The 21,638-nt window shown below is 70.8% G+C and carries 8 protein-coding genes; 4 read left to right on the forward strand and 4 right to left on the reverse strand.

The genetic code is table 11. From position 1 onward, the window contains the following. Positions 1-412: 412 nt before the first annotated feature. A complete protein-coding gene (locus ACZ4RZ_RS06790; protein ID WP_467742710.1) occupies positions 413-1,096 on the forward strand; it encodes a glycerophosphodiester phosphodiesterase in 684 nt (227 codons plus the stop codon). A 3-nt stretch (positions 1,097-1,099) separates the two neighbouring features. Here ACZ4RZ_RS06790 and ACZ4RZ_RS06795 read toward each other — a convergent pair whose 3' ends face one another. Continuing rightward, positions 1,100-1,642, reverse strand: coding sequence for a GNAT family N-acetyltransferase (locus tag ACZ4RZ_RS06795; RefSeq protein WP_467742712.1), 543 nt, complete (start codon positions 1,640-1,642; stop codon positions 1,100-1,102). 70 nt (positions 1,643-1,712) lie between these two features. On the opposite strand from ACZ4RZ_RS06795, the gene ACZ4RZ_RS06800 reads away from it, so the two are divergent. The 3 genes from ACZ4RZ_RS06800 (at position 1,713) to ACZ4RZ_RS06810 (ending at position 5,757) form a co-directional block, all read left to right on the forward strand. Continuing rightward, positions 1,713-2,099, forward strand: a complete 387-nt coding sequence (locus ACZ4RZ_RS06800) for a VOC family protein (RefSeq protein WP_467742714.1) — start codon at positions 1,713-1,715, stop codon at positions 2,097-2,099. 259 nt (positions 2,100-2,358) lie between these two features. Further along, complete coding sequence (locus ACZ4RZ_RS06805; RefSeq protein WP_467742716.1) at positions 2,359-5,436, forward strand: AfsR/SARP family transcriptional regulator; 3,078 nt, start codon at positions 2,359-2,361, stop codon at positions 5,434-5,436. A 162-nt stretch (positions 5,437-5,598) separates the two neighbouring features. Beyond that, positions 5,599-5,757 carry a hypothetical protein gene (locus ACZ4RZ_RS06810; protein WP_467742718.1) on the forward strand — a complete coding sequence of 53 codons (159 nt, stop codon included), beginning with the start codon at positions 5,599-5,601 and terminating at the stop codon, positions 5,755-5,757. Positions 5,758-5,857: 100 nt separating this feature from the next. Here the strand turns inward: ACZ4RZ_RS06810 and ACZ4RZ_RS06815 are convergent, their stop codons facing one another. From ACZ4RZ_RS06815 to ACZ4RZ_RS06825, 3 genes are all read right to left on the reverse strand, one after another. After that, positions 5,858-7,708: an AfsR/SARP family transcriptional regulator gene (locus ACZ4RZ_RS06815; RefSeq protein ID WP_467742720.1), complete on the reverse strand. Its 1,851-nt coding sequence runs from the start codon at positions 7,706-7,708 to the stop codon at positions 5,858-5,860. Between the two features lie 109 nt (positions 7,709-7,817). Further along, positions 7,818-10,622 carry a non-ribosomal peptide synthetase gene (locus ACZ4RZ_RS06820; protein WP_467742722.1) on the reverse strand — a complete coding sequence of 935 codons (2,805 nt, stop codon included), beginning with the start codon at positions 10,620-10,622 and terminating at the stop codon, positions 7,818-7,820. A 56-nt stretch (positions 10,623-10,678) separates the two neighbouring features. After that, a complete protein-coding gene (locus ACZ4RZ_RS06825) occupies positions 10,679-21,610 on the reverse strand; it encodes an amino acid adenylation domain-containing protein (RefSeq protein WP_467742724.1) in 10,932 nt (3,643 codons plus the stop codon). Between the last annotated feature and the right edge of the window lie 28 nt (positions 21,611-21,638).

The raw sequence follows: 21,638 nt of genomic DNA on the forward strand, positions 1-21,638 counted from the left end.
GCGAGGATGCGGCGGGCCTCGGCCGCGTCGGTGACGGCGCCTCCGAGGTCCGGGAAGTGGACCCTGATGGCGTCGATGAGGGCGAGAACGTCGGGCGCGGGCTCGGTGGGCATCGCGGCACCTCTCCAGGATGATCGGACGAACTCCCTTGCCTGAGCAGAGATATGACTAACCATCAGCTCTCCAAGTGGCAAGGGCGACGGCCGCCGGTCAACCGCCACAGGGCTCGCCCACCCCAGAGTGACCCGTCCCGGCGGCCCGACGTGGATCTTCCCTGCCTGGCGCCGCCATTGCCCCGCGTACGAACGGGTACATCGCACAGCGGGGCCATTAGGCTGCGGCCTTGCCGCGTGGGCGCCGCCGTCGGTTCCACGCGCGAGCCGAGCCGCCGTCGACGGAAGCGAGTCGAATCTTGAACTTCCTCACCATCGGTCATCGCGGAGTGATGGGTGTCGAACCCGAAAACACCCTCCGTTCCTTCATCGCCGCCCAGCACGCGGGCCTCGACCTGATCGAACTCGATCTGCATCTGAGCAAGGACGGCGCTCTCGTCGTCATGCACGACGCCGAAGTGGACCGTACGACCGACGGCTCGGGGCCGATCGCCGAGAAGACGCTCGCCGAGCTGCGCGCGCTGGACGCGGGACACGGTGAGCGGGTCCCCGTCTTCGAGGAGGTCCTGGACGCCGTCAGGACGCCGCTGCAGGCCGAGATCAAGGACCTGGCGGCGGCCCGGGCGCTGGCCGAGGTCATGCATCGGCGGGACCTGGTCGGGCGGGTCGAGGTGTCGTCGTTCCACGACGAGGCGATCGCGGAGATCGCCCGCCTCGTGCCGGGCGTCCGCACCGCGCTCATCGCGAGCCGCTATGGCATCGATGCCGTGGAACGCGCCACGGAGGCCGGCGCCGAGACCGTCTGCCTCAACATCCGCCGACTGACCCTGGAGGTCGTCGAGGCCGCCCGGAAGGCCGACCTGCGGATCATCGGCTGGGTGGTGAACACCCAGGACCAGCTCCGGCTGGTGCGCGCCCTGGAGCTGGACGGCGCGACCACCGACTATCCCGAGATCAAGCGCACCGGCCGCTTCACCGCGTGAACGTCACGCCAGGGGCTTGACCAGCAGCTCGAACTGCAGGTCGTCGCGCTGCGGAATGCCGAAGCGCTCGTCGCCGTACGGGAAGGGCGTCATCTTTCCCGTACGGCGGTAGCCGCGCCGCTCGTACCAGGCGATGAGGTCGTCGCGTACGGAGATCACGGTCATGTGCATCTCCGCGACACCCCAGATCTCCCGCGAGTGCCGCTCCGCCTCGGCGATGATCACCTTGCCGAGGCCCCCGCCCTGCAGTGTGGGGCTGACCGCGAACATGCCGAAGTAGGCGTGGTCGCCGCGGTGCTCGAGCTGGCAGCAGGCGACGACCGCACCGTCCTGCTCCACGGTCAGCAGCCGGCTGTCGGGCGACTTGATGACGGCGAGCACGCCTTCGGGGTCGATCCGCTGCCCTTCGAGGATGTCCGCCTCCGTGGTCCAGCCGGTCCGGCTGGAGTCTCCGCGGTACGCCGACTCGATCAACGCGACCACAGCGTCCACATCGGCGTCGGTGGCGTCGCGGAAGGTCAGTCCGGTGGAAGCGGCAGTGTCCATGGAGCGTTTCTCCGTTCGGTGGCGCGGCTCGGGCACCGACGAGCGTAACCCTCCCCTAGGCTCCGGCTGCATGGTGCATGTACTGAGCAGCCGGACCCTCCTGCGCCCCACCGACCCGGAGCGCTCCCGGACCTTCTACGGCGAGCAGCTCGGCCTCGCCGTCTACCGCGAGTTCGGCGCGGGCCCCGAGCGCGGGACCGTCTACTTCCTCGGCGGCGGCTTCCTGGAGGTCGCGGGCCGCTCCGAGACACCGCCCTCCCCCGCGCTCAAGCTGTGGCTCCAGGTCGCGGACGTGACGGCGGCGCACGAGGAGCTGACGGCCTCCGGCGTCGAGGTGCTGCGGCCGCCGGTGAAGGAGCCGTGGGGACTGATCGAGATGTGGATCGCCGACCCGGACGGGACCGAGATCGTGATCGTGGAGATCCCCCGGGAACACCCGCTGCGCTACCGCCCCTGAGGGTGTCGCCAAAGGTATTGAACTCTGTTCAGCAGAAGCTGAGCCTTGTTCAGGAATCGACATTCACCGGATTATTGCTCCGCAAACAAAGCCCTTAACTCAACATCAACCTTACTGACGCGTATTCAGAAACAACCAAATCCAGCCCTTCCGCTGGAATTAACAATTCCACATCCAGTGGTGCATAGAATGGATCAACCATGGCCCGTCACGGGGCACCCGCGAGCTCCGGCAGGGACTTCGGAGCAGGGGAGGGCAAGTGGAGAAGCCGTTGCGCTTCAAGATTCTTGGTCCGCTGAGCGTGCTCGCGGACGACGGACAGGTGAAGGTGGGCGGGCCACGTCACCGGACCATTCTGGCACTCTTGTTGCTGAATCCGGAGAGGACCGTATCGGTCGACAAGCTGGTCGACGCGGTCTGGGGAGACCAACCGCCCGCCACGGCACGTACACAGGTATCGATTTGCATAGCCGCGTTACGCAAATCATTCAGGAAAGCTGGAATCACCGAGGAAGTCATCATCACGGCCCATCCGGGATATCTGCTGCGCGCCAGTGGGCATCTGCTGGACAGCCTCGAATTCTCGGCGCTCGTCTCCAGCGCCGAGCGCGCCGTGCAGGAGAGGCGGCTGTCCGATGCCGCCCGGCACTACTCCGAGGCGCTGCGGCTGTGGCACGGTCCCGCGCTGGCGGGGGTGACCGGGGCGGCGGTCGAGGACGAGGCACGGCGTCTGGAGGAGTTACGTCTCAACACGTATGACGACGCGATCGCCGTGGAGCTGGAACTCGGCCATCACCAGAGAATCATTCCGGAACTCGACGCCACCGTGCGCGCGCACCCCATGCGTGAGCGCACCCGGCACCATCTGATCACCGCGCAGTACCGTTCCGGCCGCCGTGCCGAGGCCATGGAAACGTTCCGCCTCGGGCGCCGTCTGTTCATCAATGAGCTCGGCCTCGAACCGGGCCCCGCTCTACGCGCATTGCACGAAGCGATCCTGCACGACGACGTGTCTTTGGCTGCGGGCGAGCGGGGGCCGTCCGCCGCGGAACACGAACAATCGCGGGACTTGGTGGGCAAGCCGTTCGAACTTCCCCCGGACGTACCGGGGTTCACCGGCCGCATACGGGAAATGGCACTGCTGGACGCCCTGTTGGAGCGCACCGACGAGGTGCGTGGGCCAACGGCCGGGCTCATCACCGGAGTCGGCGGACTCGGCAAGACCTGCCTGGCCGTGCACTGGGCGCACAGCGTCTCCGAGCACTTCCCCGGCGGTCACCTCTTCGCCGACCTTCGCGGCTACGACGAGAATCACGAACCGGCCCCGGTCGGCGAAGTCCTCGGGCGGTTCCTGCGCTCGCTGGGCGTACCGGGCGACCGGATCCCGGTCGGTCTCGACGAGCGGGCCTCGCTGTATCGCAGCATCCTGGCCGAGCGGCGGGTGCTCGTGGTGCTCGACAACGTGCATTCGTACCCGCACATCGTGCCCCTGCTGCCGAGCAGCCCCGGCTGCGGTGTGCTGATCACCAGCCGGGAGCAGCTCACCGAGCTGGTCGCCTGGCCGCCGCAGTGCCGGGTGCAGTTGGGCCGGCTGACCGGGCCCGAGGCGGTGGAGCTGCTCGGCCGCATCGTCGGTGAGCAGCGCGTCGCCGACGATCCCGCGTCCGTCGCCCGGGTCGCGGAGCTGTGCGACCGGCTGCCGCTGGCCCTCAGGATCGCCGGGGCGCGGCTCGCCGCCAAGCCCCACTGGACGGTGGCGCGGCTCGTCTCCCTGCTCAGCGACGAGCGGCGCAGGCTGGACGAGCTGAGCGAGGGCGAGTCACAGGTCAGGGCGGGCTTCGCGCTGAGCTATCGGTGCCTGAGCGACGAAGCGGCTCGGCTCTACCGGCTCCTCGGGCTCCTGGAGGTACCGGACTTCGCGCCATGGCTGGGCGCCGCGCTCGTCGACGCCGATCCCGCGACGGCGGAACGGCTCCTGGAACAGCTGGTCGACGCCCAGTTCCTGGACGTGACCGGCGCCGACGCGATGGGCCGGCCGCGCTACCGCTTCCAGAACCTGCTGCGGCTGTACGCCCACGAGCGCGCACACGACGAGGAGTCCGAACAGGAGCGGCGGGCCGCCCGCGAGCGGGTCTTCCGCAGCGCGCTGTCCCTGGCGGAACTGGCCCACCGGCGCTTCTACGGGGGTGACTTCAGCGTCCTGCACGGCACGACTCCCCGTCGCCCGCTGCCCGACGACGTGGCCGCCGATCTCGCGGCCCGGCCGCTGCGGTGGCTGGAGGCGGAGCGGCTCACCCTGTCCGCGGTGGTGGAGCAGGCGGCGGAGCTCGGCCTGGACGAACTGGCCTGGGATCTCACCATGTCCACAGTGGTGCTCTTCGAGACCCGTGACCACATTGACGACTGGCGTGCCTGCGCGGAGCGCGCCCTCGCCGCGACGCGAGCCGCCAAGAACGTGCGGGGGCAAGGCGCGATGCTGCACATCCTGGGCGCCCTGGAGATGCGGCTGCGGCGCTTCCCGGAGGCCGACGAGTGCTTCGCCGCCGCCCTGGCGCTGCACACGCGGGCCGGGGAACGGCACGGGCGGGCCCTGGTGCTGCGCAGTATGGCGATGATCGACGAGATGCGCGGCGAGCTGACGAGAGCGATGAGCCGCAGCACAGAGGCACTCGAGGTCTTCCGCGAGGTGGGTGACCTCTCCTCGGAGGCCCATGTGCTCAACAACATGGCGCAGATCGAGCTCGACCGCGGTCATGTCGACCGGGCGGCCGAGCTGGGCCGGGAGTCCGTCCGAGTCGCCGAGGCCATCGGTGACGGCGGCTCGCGCAGTGTGGCCCTCGCAACCCATCGGCTGGGCCGGGTGCTGCTGGCCCAGGGCCGATTCGCGCGGGCCGAGGAAGCCCTGCTGCGCATGGTGCGGATCGTGCAGGACAACGCCGACACGCTGGGGCTCGCGCACGGGCTGCTGGCGCTCGGGGAGGTACGGCTCGGGGCGGGCCGCCCGGAGCAGGCCCAGATGACGTTGACGCAGGCCCTGGACGCGGCGGACCAGGTCAGCAATCCGCTGGTGGAGGGGAAGATCAAGCTGGTGCTGGGCGAGGCCTGCGGGAAGTGCGGTCACCGTGCCCGCGCGCTGCGGTATCTGACGGAGGCCCGGGACTGCTTCGCCCGTATCGATGTGAAGCCCTGGCTGGAGCGGGTCGACCGCGCCTTCGAAGCCCTGGGCTCCGAAAGGGCTCCGGCGCTTCCGGCGGCGCAGACGTCCACCGCGGGCGGGTCACCGGATCGTGCGAGCACGGCGCGGGCGGCGGCCGCGACGTCGGGGCGACGCCGCTGAGGCGTGCGGCGGTGGGTCCGGCCGACGGCCCAGTGCGGGACGAAGGCGGATCGATAGTGGCCCGAAGCCGCATGTCTCTAGTTTCGATTGCGAACGAAGGGGGCGGCGCCGGGCGCTTTCCCCTCACCCGCACCCGCTACGGCATCAGACTCGGGAGTCGCAATGCAGAACATCTGGAGCACGACGGCCAGGCAGATAGTGATGGTCTGGATCATCGCGCTCTGCGCGCTCGGCGCGGCAGGTTCCCTGGCCGCCGCCGCCACCGGCGCCGGCCCGGCCAGCACGACGGTGGTCAGCCCCGACGAGGAGGACTGGCACTGAGGTACCCGTCGTCGACTGACCGGTCCGGCTCCGCTGCTGCGGAGCCGGACCTGTGTCGGCTCGATTCAGGCCGAATGTGGACCCTCTGGCAACGCTGTCATCAGTGCGCAGCGGTGGACCGCTCGCGTTCGCGATGTGCACTCGCGAGGGATTCGGCGAAGAGAAGCACCAGTTCGTGGAAGCGGTACAGCGGACGGCCGAGGCGGTCGACGCCGCAGATGTCGAGCAGCGCCGCGTCCACGAGGTGCTCCAGACTCTCCTCCGCCGCGGACTCGGGTTCGGCGAGATGCCGGGCAGCCCGCTGGGCGGGGAACGGCTCCGTGCCGATCCCCGCCAGGCGGACGAGCGTACGCCCGGCCTGTCTGGGCAGCTGCCGCAGCGACGGGAGCAGCGCGCGACGCAACTCCAGCCCTCCGTAGGAGAGTTCCCGCAACCGCTGCTCGGGGTCGGCGAGCCGGGACGCCAGCCAGGAGACCGGCCAGTGCGAGCGCGCGGCCAGTCGGCTGCCCGCGATGCGCACCGCGAGCGGCAGCCCTCCGCAGTAAGCGAGCACCGCGTTCGTGGCGTCGGGCTCGGCGAGCAGCCGCCTGCGCCCGACTCCGGCCGCCAGCAACTCGTACGACGTGTCCCGCTCGAAGGGCGTGAGGACCGTGGTGCGTGCCTGGGCCACCCGGGTCAGCCTGGCCCGTCCGGTGATGAGCACGGCGGCCGCGGCGGATCCCGGCAGCAGCAGGTCCAGCTCGCGGCTGTCAACGGCGCCGTCGAGGACCACGAGCAGCCGCCTGCCCGCCGTGCGGGTGCGGTAACGGCGGATCAGTTCGTCGAGGTCGGCGGTGCGACCCGTGCCGTCCACCGGTGCGCCCAGGGCGCGCAGCAGTACCGTCAGGACCTCGCCCAGCTTCTTGGGGCGGCCGTCGGGGTGGGCCAGTTCGGCGAAGAGCTGGCCGTCGGGGAAGTGCGCGGCGCTGCGGTGCGCGGCCCGTACCGCGAGGGCGGTCTTGCCGACCCCCGCCATACCGGTCACCAGCAGGGCGCAAGGCCCGCCGCCCTTGCGCGATTCGGCCAACTGCCCGCACAGTGCGGCCAGTTCCTCTTCGCGCCCGATGAAGTCCTCGATGTCCGGAGGCAGCGTCGCCGGACGCGGCTCGTAGATGTCGCGCGGATCGCCGTCGCCGTACGACGCGGAGATGGCCGTACGGGCCGGGGCTCCCTTCTTGGCGCCGAGGCTGCCCACAAGGACGGCCTGGTAGGTGGCGCCGAGGGCTTCGCCGGGCTCGATGCCCAGCTGCTCGTCGAGCACTTTGCGGCCCTCGTGATACGTGTGCAGCGCGTCGGCCTGCTGGCCGCAGCGGTAGAAGGCCGTCATGAGCTGGGCACGCAGCTTCTCGCGCAGCGGGAACTCGGCGACCATGCCGGTCAGTTCGGCGGTCAGCTGCTCATGCCGGCCGAGCTCCAGATCGGCCTCGACGCGGCTTTCCAGGGCGTGCAGCCGCAGCTCTTCGAGGCGGGCCAGCTCGGCTCCCGCCAGATACTCCGTCACATTGCCGAGCGCGGCGCCCCGCCACAGGCCGAGCGCCCGGCTCAGCAGGGTGCTGGCCTCCAGATGGCGCCCCCGGCCCAGCGCCGTGCGCCCCTCGCGGTCCAGCTGCTCGAACTCCAGGAGGTCGACCGTGCTGTGCGGCGCCCGCAGGACGTATCCCGGCGGGCGCCGGTCGATCTCGACTTCGTCGCCCAGCAGTTTGCGCAGGCGCGACATGTAGGTGTAGATCTGCGCTCCGGCCGTGGCGGGCGGCTCCCACCCCCACAGCATGGAACTCAACCGTTCGTCGGACACGACGCGCCCCCGGGCGAGCAGCAGGCTCGCGAGGACCGTGTGCACCTTGGATCCGGACAGTGCGATTCTTTCGCCACCCTTGCGGGCTTCCACCGGGCCGAGGACTTGGAAGTCCATTCGGCACCCCCCGTTCTGACATCTGCGGAACTTGGCTCGGTGGAGAAACTATGAAGGACCGTTATTCCTGCGTTATCCGTTGCCTTCTTTGGCCGACCGGTGCCTTGCGCTAGGCGGAGATGATCCTTCCGAGTGCGGCAGCGACGGCCCGGTGGACCTCCTTGCCGTTGTCCGAGTTCGTCATCACCACACAACCGGTGCCCGACCGCAGCCGCACCGAAGTGAGGGCGCGGAAGCCGGCGGTCTGTCCGCCGTGGCCGAACTCGGGCTCCCCCGGCGTGCCGTCGACCACCGTGCCCAGACCGTAGAAACTTCCGGGAAACGCCTCCGTGAGCATGACGCCCGCGAGCCGCGCGGACAACAGTTCGGACAGGCCCTGGTGGGCGCGGCGCAGCGCGCCGGCGAAGACGGCCAGGTCGGCGGGAGTGGACCACAGACCGCTGCCCGCCCGCACCGGACGTACCCGGTGGCCGCCGGACAGTTGGCGTCCGTGCTGGTCGTGTCCGGCGGCGTCCGATGCGCCGGGTGCCCCGAAGCCGCTGTCCCGCATGCCCAGCGGCTCGAACACCAGCTCCTGGACGGCCTTGTCGAAGTCCTGCCCCGTGATGTCGGTCAGGAGCTGTTCCACGACCGCCCACTGGGCGCCGTCCTTGCGGAACAGGGAGCCCGGCTCATGCTCCGCCCGGATCTCGTCCAGGATGCGGGAGAGGTCCGGCATGGCCTCGTCGGGACGCCACCAGGTGGACTGAGTGCCCGCGAGACCCGAGGTGTTGGTCAGGCACTGGCGCAGCGTGACGGGCCGCCCGCCGGCCGCTCTGGGCAGCGTACGGCCGATGAGGAGGCCGTCCAGGTCCGCGTCGAGGTCGAGGACCCCGCGGTCGACGAGCCGCAGCGCGGCGTACGCCGTGAGGTGCTTGCTGATCGAGCCTGCCTGGAACCGGGTGCGCAGGGTCACCGGCGCGCCCGTCTCGGCGGAGCGGACGCCGTGGGCGTGGACGCCGACGGGTTCGCCGTCCCGCAGCAGGGCGATGGCGGCGCCCGGAATCCGGTGCTCCGCCATGACCCGTTCGATTTCGGCCGGAGGGAGGGGGGCGGTGGCGACTGTTGTCATCGTCGTCGTCTTTCCCGTGGGTGTGGTCGTTCCCGTTGCGTCGAGGACCCTCGCGAGGTCCTCGATCGTGCCGTTGTCCAGGAGCATGCGCAGGGTGATGCCGAGGCCCGCGCGGCGGGCCGCCGCGAGGACGTGGACGATCCGCATGGAGTCGGCCCCGAGATCGGCCAGCCGGTCCCGGACGCCCACGTCCGGGACGCCCAGCACCTCGGTACAGACGTCCGCCAGGAGCTGTTCGGTCGGTGTGCGGGGCGCCACATAGGCCCGGTCGGCGATCAGCGCGGACCGGCCGGGGGCGGGGAGTGCCTTGCGGTCGATCTTTCCGGCCGCGCTGAGCGGCAGTTCGTCGAGCAGGACGAAGGCGGCGGGCACCATGTACGCGGGCAGCTCCGCCGCAAGGCCGGCGCGCAACGCCTCCTGGTCCGGGCCCGAAGTGCGGTCCACCGCGACGTACGCGGCGAGCCACTTCTCCCCGCCGGCGTCCTCGAGGACCACGACGACGGCGTCCCGCACGCCCTCCTGGCTCAGCAACCGCTCCTCGATCTCGCCGAGTTCGATGCGATAGCCGCGGATCTTGACCTGGTGGTCCTCGCGGCCCAGGTACTCCAGTTCGCCGTCCGCGCGGTATCGCGCGAGGTCGCCGGTCCGGTACATGCGGGAGCCGGGCGCCCCGCCGAACGGCTCGGGCAGGAACCGGTCCGCCGTGAGCGCCGGGCGCCCCACATAGCCGCGGGCCACACCGGCACCGCCCAGATACAGTTCGCCCACCACCCCCACGGGGACGGGCTGCAGCGCCGGATCGAGCACATAGGCCCGCATGTTGTGGATCGGCCGGCCGATCGGCACGGTGTCCACGTCGGGCTCGACCTCCCAGCCGGTGGCCCAGATGGTCGTCTCGGTCGGCCCGTACAGGTCGACGAGCCGGTCCACGTGTCCGTGCAGCTCCCGGGCGAGAGGTGGCGGACAGGCCTCCCCGGTCGTGATCGCGGTGACCGGACGGTGCTCGAACCCCGCCGCCCGCAGCAGCTTCCACCCGGCCGGGGTGGCCTGCACATGGGTGACGCCACGACCGTCGATCAGCCCCAGCAAGGCCCCGGAATCGCCTGTTTCCTCGTCCCCGGCGAGCACGACCCGGCCACCGGTGACCAGCGGCAGGTACAGCTCCGCGGCGGAGATGTCGAACGACAGCGAGGTGGCCGCCAGCCAGATGTGTTCGGGCCCGGCCCCGAACCGCTCCCGCATCGAGAACAGCAGGTTCAGCAGCGAGCGGTGCGCGATCTGCACACCCTTGGGGCGGCCGGTGGAGCCGGAGGTGAAGAGGGTGTACGCGAGACTGTGCTGCAGCCCGTCCGGCGCACCGAGGTCCGGCACGAAGTCCGGCTGCCGCGCGATCGCCTCCCGCTCGCGTTCCACGTCGAGGAGTACGCCGTCGTAGTCGTCCTGGCGTGCTCCGCGCGGGGGTACGCCGTCGGGGTCGCCGACGATCCGGTCCGCCAGCCCCGTCTCCGTCACCACCAGCCGGGCGCCCGCGGCGCTCAGCATGTAGCCGAGCCGCTCGCGCGGCAGCGCCGGGTCCAGCGGAAGGTGGGAGCCGCCGGCCTTCCAGATGCCGAGCAGCACGGGCAGCAGGCCGCGGTGGCGGCGCAGCAGCACGCCGACCACCGACTCGGGTCCGACGCCCGCGGCGCGCAGCCGGTGCGCGACGCGGTTGGCCTGCCGGTCGAGTTCGCCGTACGTCAGTGTCCCGTCCGCCGCCTCGACGGCCACGGCGTCCGGGCAGGCGGCGGCAGTGTCCGCGAACACTTCGTGGACGCGGCGCGGTCCTTGTCGGGTTCGGCTCGTTCCCGGTCGGGGATTGCTCATTCCCACTCCACCTCGGTGTCGTTCCAGTCCTGGAGGATCTGCGTGCGCTCCGCCTCCGGGACGACCGTCGCCTGCGCGTCGGCGTCCGGACCCGCGGCCATGGCTTCCAGCACAGCCCGGTACATTCCGGCGAGCCGCTCGGCGTTGGCCCGGCTCAGTCCGGTGCTGATCGCGCGCAGGACGAGCCGTCCCGGCACATTGGCGAGGGACAGCGTGAACTCGTTCGAGCTGTCGCCCGCCCCCGCCTGTACGTCGACCGTGCCGGTGTCGACCTGGTGGAAGTCCTGGTAGCGGAACATGACGTCGAACAGCCGGCGGCCGCCCGCGAGCCGCTGCACGGCGGGCAGCGGATGGCGCCGGTGCCCGTACACCTCTGCCTCGCGGTCGAAGACCTGCCGGACGAGTTCGCCCCAGGTGCGGGCGCCCCGCCGATGGGCGAACGGCAGCGTGTTGAGGTACATGCCGTACACCCGTTCGACGCCCGGCACTTCGGGCCGTGCGCTGTACAACACGCCTGTGTGGAAGGCCTCTTCGTGTGTGAGGGTGCTCAGCACCTTCAGATGCGCGGCCAGCAGCACCGCCTTGAAGGAGGTCCCCGTCTCGGCGGCCAGTGCCCGTAGCGCGGGTTCGATGTCGCGGAACTCCACCGACAGCTTGAAGTCCTCACGGGGTGATCCCGGCCCGGTGCCCCAGTCCGACGGCAGGCTCCAGGGGGCGTGTTGTTCGACGATCCGCCGCCAGTACGTTCGGTCCTTCTCGGAGTCGAGCGAGGCGAGTTCGGCCGCGATGAAGTCCGCGTACCGCACGGGCACGGGCTCCGGGGTCTCGGGCTCCTCCCCTGCCGCCCAGGCGTGGTAGAGCCCCAGCACCTCCATCAGCAGGGACTGCTGGCTCCAGCCCTCGGTGATGGCGTGGCAGTGCGTGAATCCGAGATGCCAGGCCTCGTCCGACTCGACGAGCGCGGAGATCCGCAGCAGCGGCGCCCGCTTGAGATCGAACAGCTCGCCGCGCTCGCGTGCGATGTGGGCCCGGCGCGCCTCCTCGAACTCCTCGGCGGAGCTGCCCCGCAGATCCCGTACGACAACGGGGGCGTCGGCCGTCGCGTGCACGAGCTGCAACGGCACCTCGAAGTCCTCCAGCTCGATGGAGGTACGCAGCATCTCGTGCCGCTCCACGACCGTGCGCGCGGCCCTGGCCAGCGCGTCCTCGTCGAAGGGCCGGCCGTCCTTGATCCGAAACGTCGACGTGTTGTGGTACTTGTTCAGGCCGTCGTCGGCCAGCATTTCGAGCACCATGCCGAGCTGGACCTGCGAGAGGGGGTACGCGTCGATGACGTCCTCGGGCAGGGAGTTGCGGACGTGTGCCGAGACCAGCGCGAAGGGTGCCACAGCCGTGGGTGCCGACCGGTCCACCTCGTCCGTGCCGCCGTCGGCGCCGAGCGCCGCCGCGAGTCCTGCCACGGTCCGGTGGCGGAACACATCACTGACCGCCGCCTCGAAGCCCTCGGCCCGCAGGGCACCGACCAGGGCGATCGCCTTGATGGAGTGCCCGCCGAGATCGAAGAAGTTGTCCTCGACGCCAACCTTGTCCAGACCCAGCACCTGGCCCCAGATCGCGGCGATGCTCTCCTCGGTCTCCGAGCGGGGGGCGATGTACGTGTCCGCGGTGGTGGCTTCCGGGTCCGGCAGGGCCCGCCGGTCCAGCTTGCCGTTCGCCGTCAGCGGGATCCTGTCCAGGGCGACGAACACGGAGGGGACCATGTACTCGGGAAGCGTGCCGTTCAGCCACTCCCCCATGGCGTCCGGGTCCCCGCCGACGACGTAGGCGATCAGTCGCTGGTCGTCGGTCACGATCACGGCCGCGTCGGAGACCTCCGGGTGGGCGATCAACGCGGCCCGGATCTCGCCGAGTTCGATGCGATATCCGCGCACCTTCACCTGATCGTCGATACGGCCCAGGAACTCCACGGCGCCGTCCGCGCGCCAGCGCACCAGGTCACCGGTGCGGTACATCCGCGATCCCGGCTCACCGTACGGGTCCGGCAGGAACCGCTCCGCCGTCCGCACCGGATCACCCACATAACCGCGCGCGACGCCGACTCCACCGACGTACAACTCCCCCACGACACCCACCGGGAGGGGCAGTTGGCGCGCGTCCAGCACCCGCATGGTCATGTTCGGCAGCGGGCGCCCGATGGGCACCACACCCTCGTGGGCCTCCTGGACCGGGAAGACACAGGTACCGACGGTCGCCTCGGTCGGCCCGTACTCGTTGAATATCCGCCCGTCGCCGAGCAGTCGGCGCCAGCGCTCCACGAGCGCACCGGGCAGCGCCTCACCCGCCACCACAATCCGCGTGGTGAGCGCAGAGATCTCCTCATCACTCAACTGACCACCGATCACCTCGAGATGACCAGGCGTCAGCTTCAGGAAGGAGAACGGACCGGCCTCCGCCAGCGCCCGCCCCAGCTCGGTCAGCTCACCGTCGAACAACCACACCCGCTGCCCGGCCACCAGCGGCGCCCACACATTCGGCACCACCAAGTCGAAGGCGACCGAAGAGAACACCGGCGCACCACCGGACCCACAGGAAGCCAACTCCCGCACCGCCCAGTCGACATGGTTGGCGAGACTGCGGTGCGTGACCTGCACACCCTTCGGCCGACCCGTCGACCCCGACGTGAAGATCGTGTACGCCGGCGAATCCAGATCCACCGACGGCAGCGGCCCCGCCTCGGGATGATCCTCATCCACCCGCACGACCTCCACCGCGAACCGGTCCACGAACTCCGCCGACGTCACCGCCACCGACACCCCGGCATCCGCCAGCATTCCGGCCACTCGGTCGACCGGCAGCACCGGATCCAACGGCACATAGCCGGCACCCGCCCGCCACACCGCCAACAACGCCACCACCAGATCCACCGAACGATCCAGCAGCACCGCGACGGAGGACTCCGGACCCACTCCCGCGTCACGCAAGCGCCGCGCCAGGCGATTTGCCTGGTCCTCCAGCTCAGCGAACGTCAGGCAAAGCCCCTTCGCCTCCACCGCCACCGCACCCGGCGACTCGGCCGCCCGCTCCGCGATCAGCTCTGAGACCGAGACCTCACGCACCGGTGTCACGGTGTCATTCCAGGAGGAGAGCACCAACTCCCGTTCGCCACTCGGCAGATACGTGGACTCCGCGGTCCCGTCCACGTCCTGGGCCATGGCCTCCAGGACGGCCCGGTACATCGACGCCAGCCGGTCGACGGCGGCCGGGGTGAGGCGGCGGGGATCGGCCGTGAGGAGCAGACCGCTCGCACGGGCCGCTATGGCGAGGCCGAATTCTGTCGCGCCCTCACCCATTCCGGAGTCCGCGTCGACGATGTCGGACTCGGCCTGGGCGTCCTTGAGATCCAGATAGCTGAAGCGGACGTCCAACAGACGGGATCCGTCGGCCAGTTCACGCTGCATCACGGGCATCGGGAAGCGGCGGTGGGGCCAGAGGACCGCTTCCTGGTCGTAGACCTGGCGGACGAGTTCGCGCCAGGTGCGGGCGCCGCTCCGGAAGGCGAACGGCACGGTGTTGAGGTACATGCCGTACACGCGCTCCGCGCCCAGGATTTCCGGGCGACCGCTGCAGACGAGGCCGGTGTGGAAGGCCTCCTCCGGGGTGAGCAGGCTCATCACCTTCAGGTGGGCCGCGTGCAGCACGGCCTTCAGCGAGGTGCCGGTGTCGCTCGCAGCCGCCCGCAAGGCCGGCGCGAGGTCGGCGAGCGGAACGCGGACGGTGTGCGCCGGGCGGGGCGTCTCGTCACCGCCCCAGCCCGAGGGCAGTTCGAACTTGGCGTGGCCCTCGATGACACCACGCCAGTAGCCGCGGTCCTCGGCCGACTCCAGGGAGGCCCGTTCGGCCGCCACGAAGTCCGCGTACCGCACGGCGGGCGCCTCCGGCGCGGGCAGCGACTCGCCGCCGCGCACCCGCAGGTAGCCCTCCACGATCTCGCTGAGCAGCGAACGGTGGCTCCACCCTTCGGTGATGGGATGGCAGACGCTGACCGACAGCCACCAGGCCTCGTCCGACTCCACGAGCGCCGAAATCCTCAACAGGGGCGGGCGCTCCAGGTCGAAGGTGGCGGCACGCTCCCCGACGACATGCTCGCGGCGAGCGGCCGCCTGGCTCTCCTCGTCCTTCCCCCGCAGATCGTGCACGATGACCGGAATCTCCGCGCTCGGGTGGATGAGCTGCAGCGGTACGGAGTAGCCCTCCAGCGCGAACGACGCCCGCAGCATCTCGTGCCGCTGCACCAGCGCCCGCGCCGCCTGCTCCAGCGCATCGGCGTCGAAGACCCGGCCGTCCCTGATCCGGAACGTGGTGGTGTTGTGGTACTTGTTCAGGCCGTCGTCGGCCAGCATCTCCACCAGCATGCCGAGCTGCACCTGGGCCAACGGGAAGGCGTCGGCCAGTCCCTCCGGGAGCCTTGCCCTGTCCTCCTTCGAGATCAGGGCGAAGGGTGCCACGACAGCGGGATCCGCCTCCGGCGTGCCGGCACTCGCGCGCAGCGCTGTCGCGAGTCCTGCCACGGTCCGGTGGCGGAACACATCGCCCACGGCTGCCTCGAAGCCCTCGGCCCGCAGGGCACCGACCAGGGCGATCGCCTTGATGGAGTGCCCGCCGAGATCGAAGAAGTTGTCCTCGACGCCAACCTTGTCCAGACCCAGCACCTGGCCCCAGATCGCGGCGATCTTCTCCTCGGTGTCGGTGCGGGGGGCGATGTACGTGTCCGCGGTGGTGGCTTCCGGCTCCGGCAGGGCCCGCCGGTCCAGCTTGCCGTTCGCCGTCAGCGGGATCCTGTCCAGCTCGATGAAGAGGGACGGCACCATGTACTCGGGCAGCACCGACGCCAGTGCCTCTCGCAGGCCTTCGGTGCCGCCGACGACGTAGGCGACCAGTCGCTGGTCCTTGGTCACGATCACGGCCGCGTCGGAGACCTCCGGATGGGCGATCAACGCGGCCCGGACCTCGCCGAGTTCGATGCGATATCCGCGCACCTTCACCTGATCGTCGATACGGCCCAGGAACTCCACGGCGCCGTCGGCACGCCAGCGCACCAGATCACCGGTCCGATACATCCGCGATCCCGGCTCACCGTACGGGTCCGGCAGGAACCGCTCCGCGGTCCGCACCGGATCACCGACATAACCGCGCGCGACGCCGACGCCTCCCACGTACAACTCCCCCACGACACCGACCGGCAGGGGCAGTTGGCGCGCGTCCAGCACCCGCATGGTCATGTTCGGCAGCGGGCGCCCGATGGGCACCACACCCTCGTGGGCCTCCTGGACCGGGAAGACACAGGTGCCGACCGTCGCCTCGGTCGGGCCGTACTCGTTGAATATCCGCCCGTCGCCGACGAGTTGACGCCAGCGCTCCACGAGGGCACCGGGCAGCGCCTCACCCGCGACCACGATCCGTGTCGTGAGCACACGGATCTGGTCGTCGCTCAACTGGCCACCGATCACGTCCAAGTGACCAGGCGTCAGCTTCAGGAAGGAGAACGGACCGGCCTCCGCCAGCCCCTGTCCCAGCTCGGTCAGCTCACCGTCGAACAGCCACACCCGCTGCCCCGCCACCAGCGGCGCCCACACATTCGGCACCACCAGGTCAAAGGCGACCGAAGAGAACACCGGCGCACCACCGGACCCACAGGAAGCCAACTCCCGCACCGCCCAGTCCACATGATTCGCGAGACTACGATGTGTGACCTGCACACCCTTCGGCCGACCCGTCGACCCCGACGTGAAGATCGTGTACGCCAGCGCGTCCAGGTCCACCGATGGCAGCGACAAAGCCGCCTCCGGATGCTCCTCATCCGCTCGTACGACATCGACCGCGAACCGGTCGGCATACGCCTCCGATGTCACCGCCACCGACACCCCGGCATCCGCCAGCATTCCGGCCACTCGGTCGACCGGCAGCACCGGATCCAACGGCACATAGCCGGCACCCGCCCGCCACACCGCCAACAACGCCACCACCAGATCCACCGAACGATCCAGCAACACCGCCACCGACGACCCGGCACCCACACCCCGCGAACGCAACACCCCCGCAAGGCGACCAGAACGCGCCACCAACTCACCGAACGTCAGCCGGACACCACCCGCCTCCACCGCCACCGCACCCGGCGACTCCACCGCCCGCTCCACGATCAACTCCGGCACCGACACCTCACGCACCGAAGTCGCCGTGTCGTTCCAGGAGGAGAGGACCAATTCCCGTTCGCCGCCCGGCAGGACGGCCTGCTCGGCGTCGCCCTCCGCGCCCGCGGCCATGGATTCGAGGACCGAGCGGTACATGGAGGCGAGCCGGTCGACGCCCGCGCGGCCGATGATGTGCCGGTTGGCGGTGATCACCATGAAGCCGGCGCGGGTCGAGACGCCGAGCGGGAACTCGGTGGGGCTGTCGTCGATGGTCGCGGCGTAGTCGATGAGGTCCTGGTCGACCTGGCGGAAGTTCTGGTAGCTGAAGCGGACGTCCACGAGGCGTTCGCCGGAGCCGAATTCGCGTTGCATGGCGCCGAGCGGGTAGCGGCGGTGCGGCCAGACCTCGATCTCCTGGTCGAAGACCTGGCGGACGAGTTCGCGCCAGGTGCGGGCGCCGCGCCGGAAGGCGAAGGGCAGGGGGTTGAGGTAGACGCCGTGGACGCGTTCTGCGCCGACGGCCTCCGGGCGGGCGTTGGTGACCAGGCCGGTGCGGAACGTCTCCTCGGGGGTGAGGCGGCTCATCACCTTCAGGTGGGCGGCGTGCAGCACGCTCTTGATGGGGACCTGGGCCTCGCTCGCCAGGGCGCGCAGCCCGGATTCGAGGTCGTGGTAGGGGACCCAGGCGCGGTGCAGGCCACGAGACGTGGTGAGCGGGTCGTCGCCCCATCCGGCGGGCGGTACGAACTTGGGGTGGTCCTCGACGATGCCGCGCCAGTAGTCGCGGTCCTCGTCCGAGTCGAGGGAGTTCAGCTCGGCTGCCACGAAGTCCGCGTAGCGCACGGCGGCGGGCTCGGGCTCCTGGAGTGGCTGCCCGTCGCGCAAGGCCCGGTAGGTGGTGACGAGTTCCATCAGGAGGGAGTGATGGCTCCAGCCCTCCAGGACTGCGTGGCACTCGGTGAGGGTGAGCCACCAGCTGCCGTCGTCGCGGGTGTGCGCGGTGAAGCGGATCAGCGGGGGCCGGGTCAGGTCGAAGAGTTCGGCGCGCTCCTCGGTCATGAAGGCGCGCAGGGACTGCTCGGCCGCTCCGGCGTCGAGTGCGGTCAGGTCCCGTGTACGAACAGGTGAGTTGACCCGCAATGGGTCGTGGACCAACTGCAGCGGCACCGAGAACCCGTCCAGCGCGAACGAGGTGCGCAGGATCTCGTGGCGGCCGATGACGACCTGTACGGCCTGCTGGAGCGCCTCGGCGACGAAGGGGTCCTCGTCGAGGATCCGGAAGCAGGTCGAGTTGTGGTAGTGGTTGCGGCCGTCGTCGGCGAGCATCTCCACGACCATGCCGAGCTGCACCTGGGCGAGCGGATAGGCGTCGACGACACCCTCCGGCAGGCGCGGGCGGTCCTCGTCGGCGAGGAGGGCGAAGGGGGCGACGCCCGGTTCCGGGCGGGCGGGCGCGGGGCGTCCGGTGAGGAACTCGACGAGCTCGGCGGGTGTGCGGTGCGCGAAGACGTCGCGGACGGTCACGTCGTACTCGGCGTCGCGCAGCGCGGCGGCCAGGGCGACGGCGCGGAGCGAGTCGCCGCCCAGGTCGAAGAAGCTGTCCGTGACGCCGACCCGGTCGACGCCGAGGACCTCGCGCCAGATCTCGGTCATCCGCTCCTCGGCGGCGGTGCGCGGGGCGACATGGGCCCGTCCGACGGCGAGGGCGCCCCGGTCGGGCGCGGGCAGGGCGGCCTGGTCGAGCTTGCCGTTGACGGTGAGCGGGATCCTGCCGAGGGCCAGGAAGGCGGTGGGGATCATGTAGGCGGGCAGCGTGCGGCCCAGCAGGGCGCGCAGTTCGCTGGGGGCCACGACGGCCTCGCCCGCGAGTACGACGTAGGCGACGAGCCGCTTGTCTCCGGGGGTGTCCTCGCGGGCGACGACGACCGCGTCACGCACCAGCCGGTGGGCCGTCAACGCGGCCTTGATCTCTCCGAGTTCGATGCGATGTCCGCGGATCTTGACCTGGTGGTCGATGCGTCCGAGGTAGTCCAGACCGCCGTCGGGGCGGCGGCGCGCGAGGTCGCCGCTTCGGTAGAGACGGGAGCCGGGCGGGCCGTACGGGTCGGGTATGAACCGCTCGGCGGTGAGCCGTGGGCGGCCCAGGTACATGCGGGCCACACCGGGGCCGCCGACATGGATCTCTCCGGGGACGCCGATGGGCACCAATTCGCCGTACGCGCCGAGCAGTTGCACCTGGAGGTCGTGCAGCGGAACGCCGACGTCATTGCCGTGGTCGGCGGCGAGGTCGGCCTCGGTGACCGGGTGGTAGGTGGTATGCACGGTGGTCTCGGTGATGCCGTACATGTTGACCAGCGCCGTACGGTCGAGGCCACGGCGTGCGACCCACGGGCGCAGGGCCGGCATGTCGAGGCGTTCACCGCCGAACGTGACGACACGCAGAGCGAGTTCGTCGATCAGCGGGTGACCGTCGGCGGCGAGGGCGACCAGCCCGCGGAAGCCGGACGGGGTCTGGTTGAGGACGGTCACCCGCTCGTCGGCGAGCAGGCGCAGGAAGTCCTCCGGGGAGCGGGCGATGTCCGGTGGCACGACGACCAGACGGCCTCCGTACAGCAGGGCGCCCCACAGCTCCCAGACCGACATGTCGAAGGCGTACGAGTGGAAGAGCGGCCAGACGTCGCGCTCGTCGAAGCCGTAGTGCTCCTCGGTGACGGTGAACAGGCGCAGTACGTTCGCGTGGGTGAGTCCGACACCCTTGGGGCGGCCGGTGGAGCCCGAGGTGTAGATGGTGTAGATCAGGTCGTCGGGGCGGACGCCGGAGGCGGGGGCGGTGGTGGGCGCGGCGGCCAGGGCCGCGGTGTCGCGCTCCCCGTCCAGGTTCACCAGGCGGCCGTCGTGGGCGGCGGCGAGGTGCTCGGCGTGGGCGTCGGAGGTGACGACGATCCGGGCGCCGGCGTCCTTGAGGGTGTAGGCGAGGCGCTCCGCCGGGTGTTCGGGGTCCAGCGGAAGGTAGGCAGCGCCTGACTTGAGGACGCCGATCAGGGTGGGGACGAGGTCGATGCCCCGGTCCAGGCTGACGGCGACCAACTCTCCTGGCCCTGCGCCGAGTTCGCGCAGGTGGTGGGCGAGCCGGTTGGCGCGGGTGTCGAGCTCGGAGTAGCTCAGCCGCTGTCCGCCGAAGAGGACCGCCGTGGCATCAGGAGTGACGGCGGCCCGCTCCTCGAAGAGCTCGTGCAGGCACCGCTCCGGCGCCGGGAAGAGGCGCGGCGCGGGCGCGAGGACGGCCAGGTCGGTGTCGTCCAGCAGATCGAGCAGCGACAGGGCGCGGTCCGGGTCGGTGGCGGCGGACTCCAGCAGGCGCACGTAGTGGCGGGCGAGCCGCTCGGCCGTGGCGCGGTCGTAGAGCGCGGTGCTGTACTCCAGCGTGCCGTGCACGGAGCCGTCCGCCCGCTCGCCCAGCTGGAGGGTGAGGTCGAAGCGGGAGACGCGGGAGGTGGCGCGCAGCGGTTCGGCGAAGACTCCGGGGAGACGGAAGGCCTCGGTGCGCTCCTGGTGCAGGGTGAAGGCGACCTGGCACAGCGGGGTGCGTGACATGTCGCGTTCGGGCTGGAGCTCGTCGACCAGCCGGGCGAAGGGGTACTCCTGGTGGTCGAAGGCGTCCAGGACCGTGGCGCGGGCGCCGTCGAGAAGGGTGCGGAACGAGGGGTCGTCCTGCCAGCGGCCGCGCAGCACCAGGGTGTTGATGGCGTAGCCCACGAGCTGCTCCAGCTCGGGGCGGCCGCGCCCGGACACGACGGTGCCGACGGGAATGTCGGTGCGGCCGGTGTAGCGGGCCAGCAGGGCCTGGTAGCCGGTGAGCAGGGTCGTGAACAGGGTGGCGCCGTGCGCCGAGCCGAGGGCGCGCAGCCGTTCGGTGAGCTCGGCGGGGAGGGTGACGGGCACCGCGTCGCCCGCCCAGCTGCGGGTGGCCGGGCGGGGCCGGTCGGTCGGCACCTCCAGGGGGGTGATGCCCTCCAACTGTTCGCGCCAGTAGGCGAGATGGGGATCGAGGGTGCCGTCGGCGAGCCGGGAGCGCTGCCAGGCCGCGTAGTCCGCGTACTGGAAGTCGATCGGAGGGAGCGGATCGGGCCTGCCTGCCGCGAACTCCTCGTACAGGGCGGCGAGTTCACCGAGCAGCAGGCCGACGGACCATTCGTCGCAGGCCACGTGGTGCAGTACCACGGCCAGGATGTGGTCGTCGTCCGCGAGGCGGATCAGCCGGGCGCGCAGTGGCCGGCCCCGCTCCAGGTCGAAGGGGCGGCCCGGTTCGGCCTCGGCCAGACTCAGCGCCTGCTGCTCCCGCTCCGCCGCGTCGGCCAGTCCCGTCAGTTCGTCGACCGGGAGGTCGAACGGGCCGGGCGGGTCGATGAGCTGGACCGGTTCCGCGCCGTCGAGACGGTAGCGGGTGCGCAGGATCTCGTGCCGGGAGTGCAACGCCTCGAAGCCGCGGCGCAGCACCTCCGCGTCGAGCGGTCCCCGCAGCCGCAGGACGACCGGGACGCTGTACTCCCAGCTGTCCGGGTCGAGGCGGCTGAGGAACCACATCTGCTGCTGGCCGTGGGAGAGGGCCAGGGGGCCGTCCCGGTCCGCCCGCCGCAGTGCGGCGCGCCGCCCCCGGCGGGCACCGGCGAGCCGGGCGCGCACCAGTTCCTCGCGCTGGTCCCCGGCTTCCTGGCCCGTACGAACTCCGCCCGTGCTCATGCTGAGCGCTCCTCCCCCACCGTGTGCT

Source organism: Streptomyces sp. NPDC027189 (assembly GCF_055566975.1).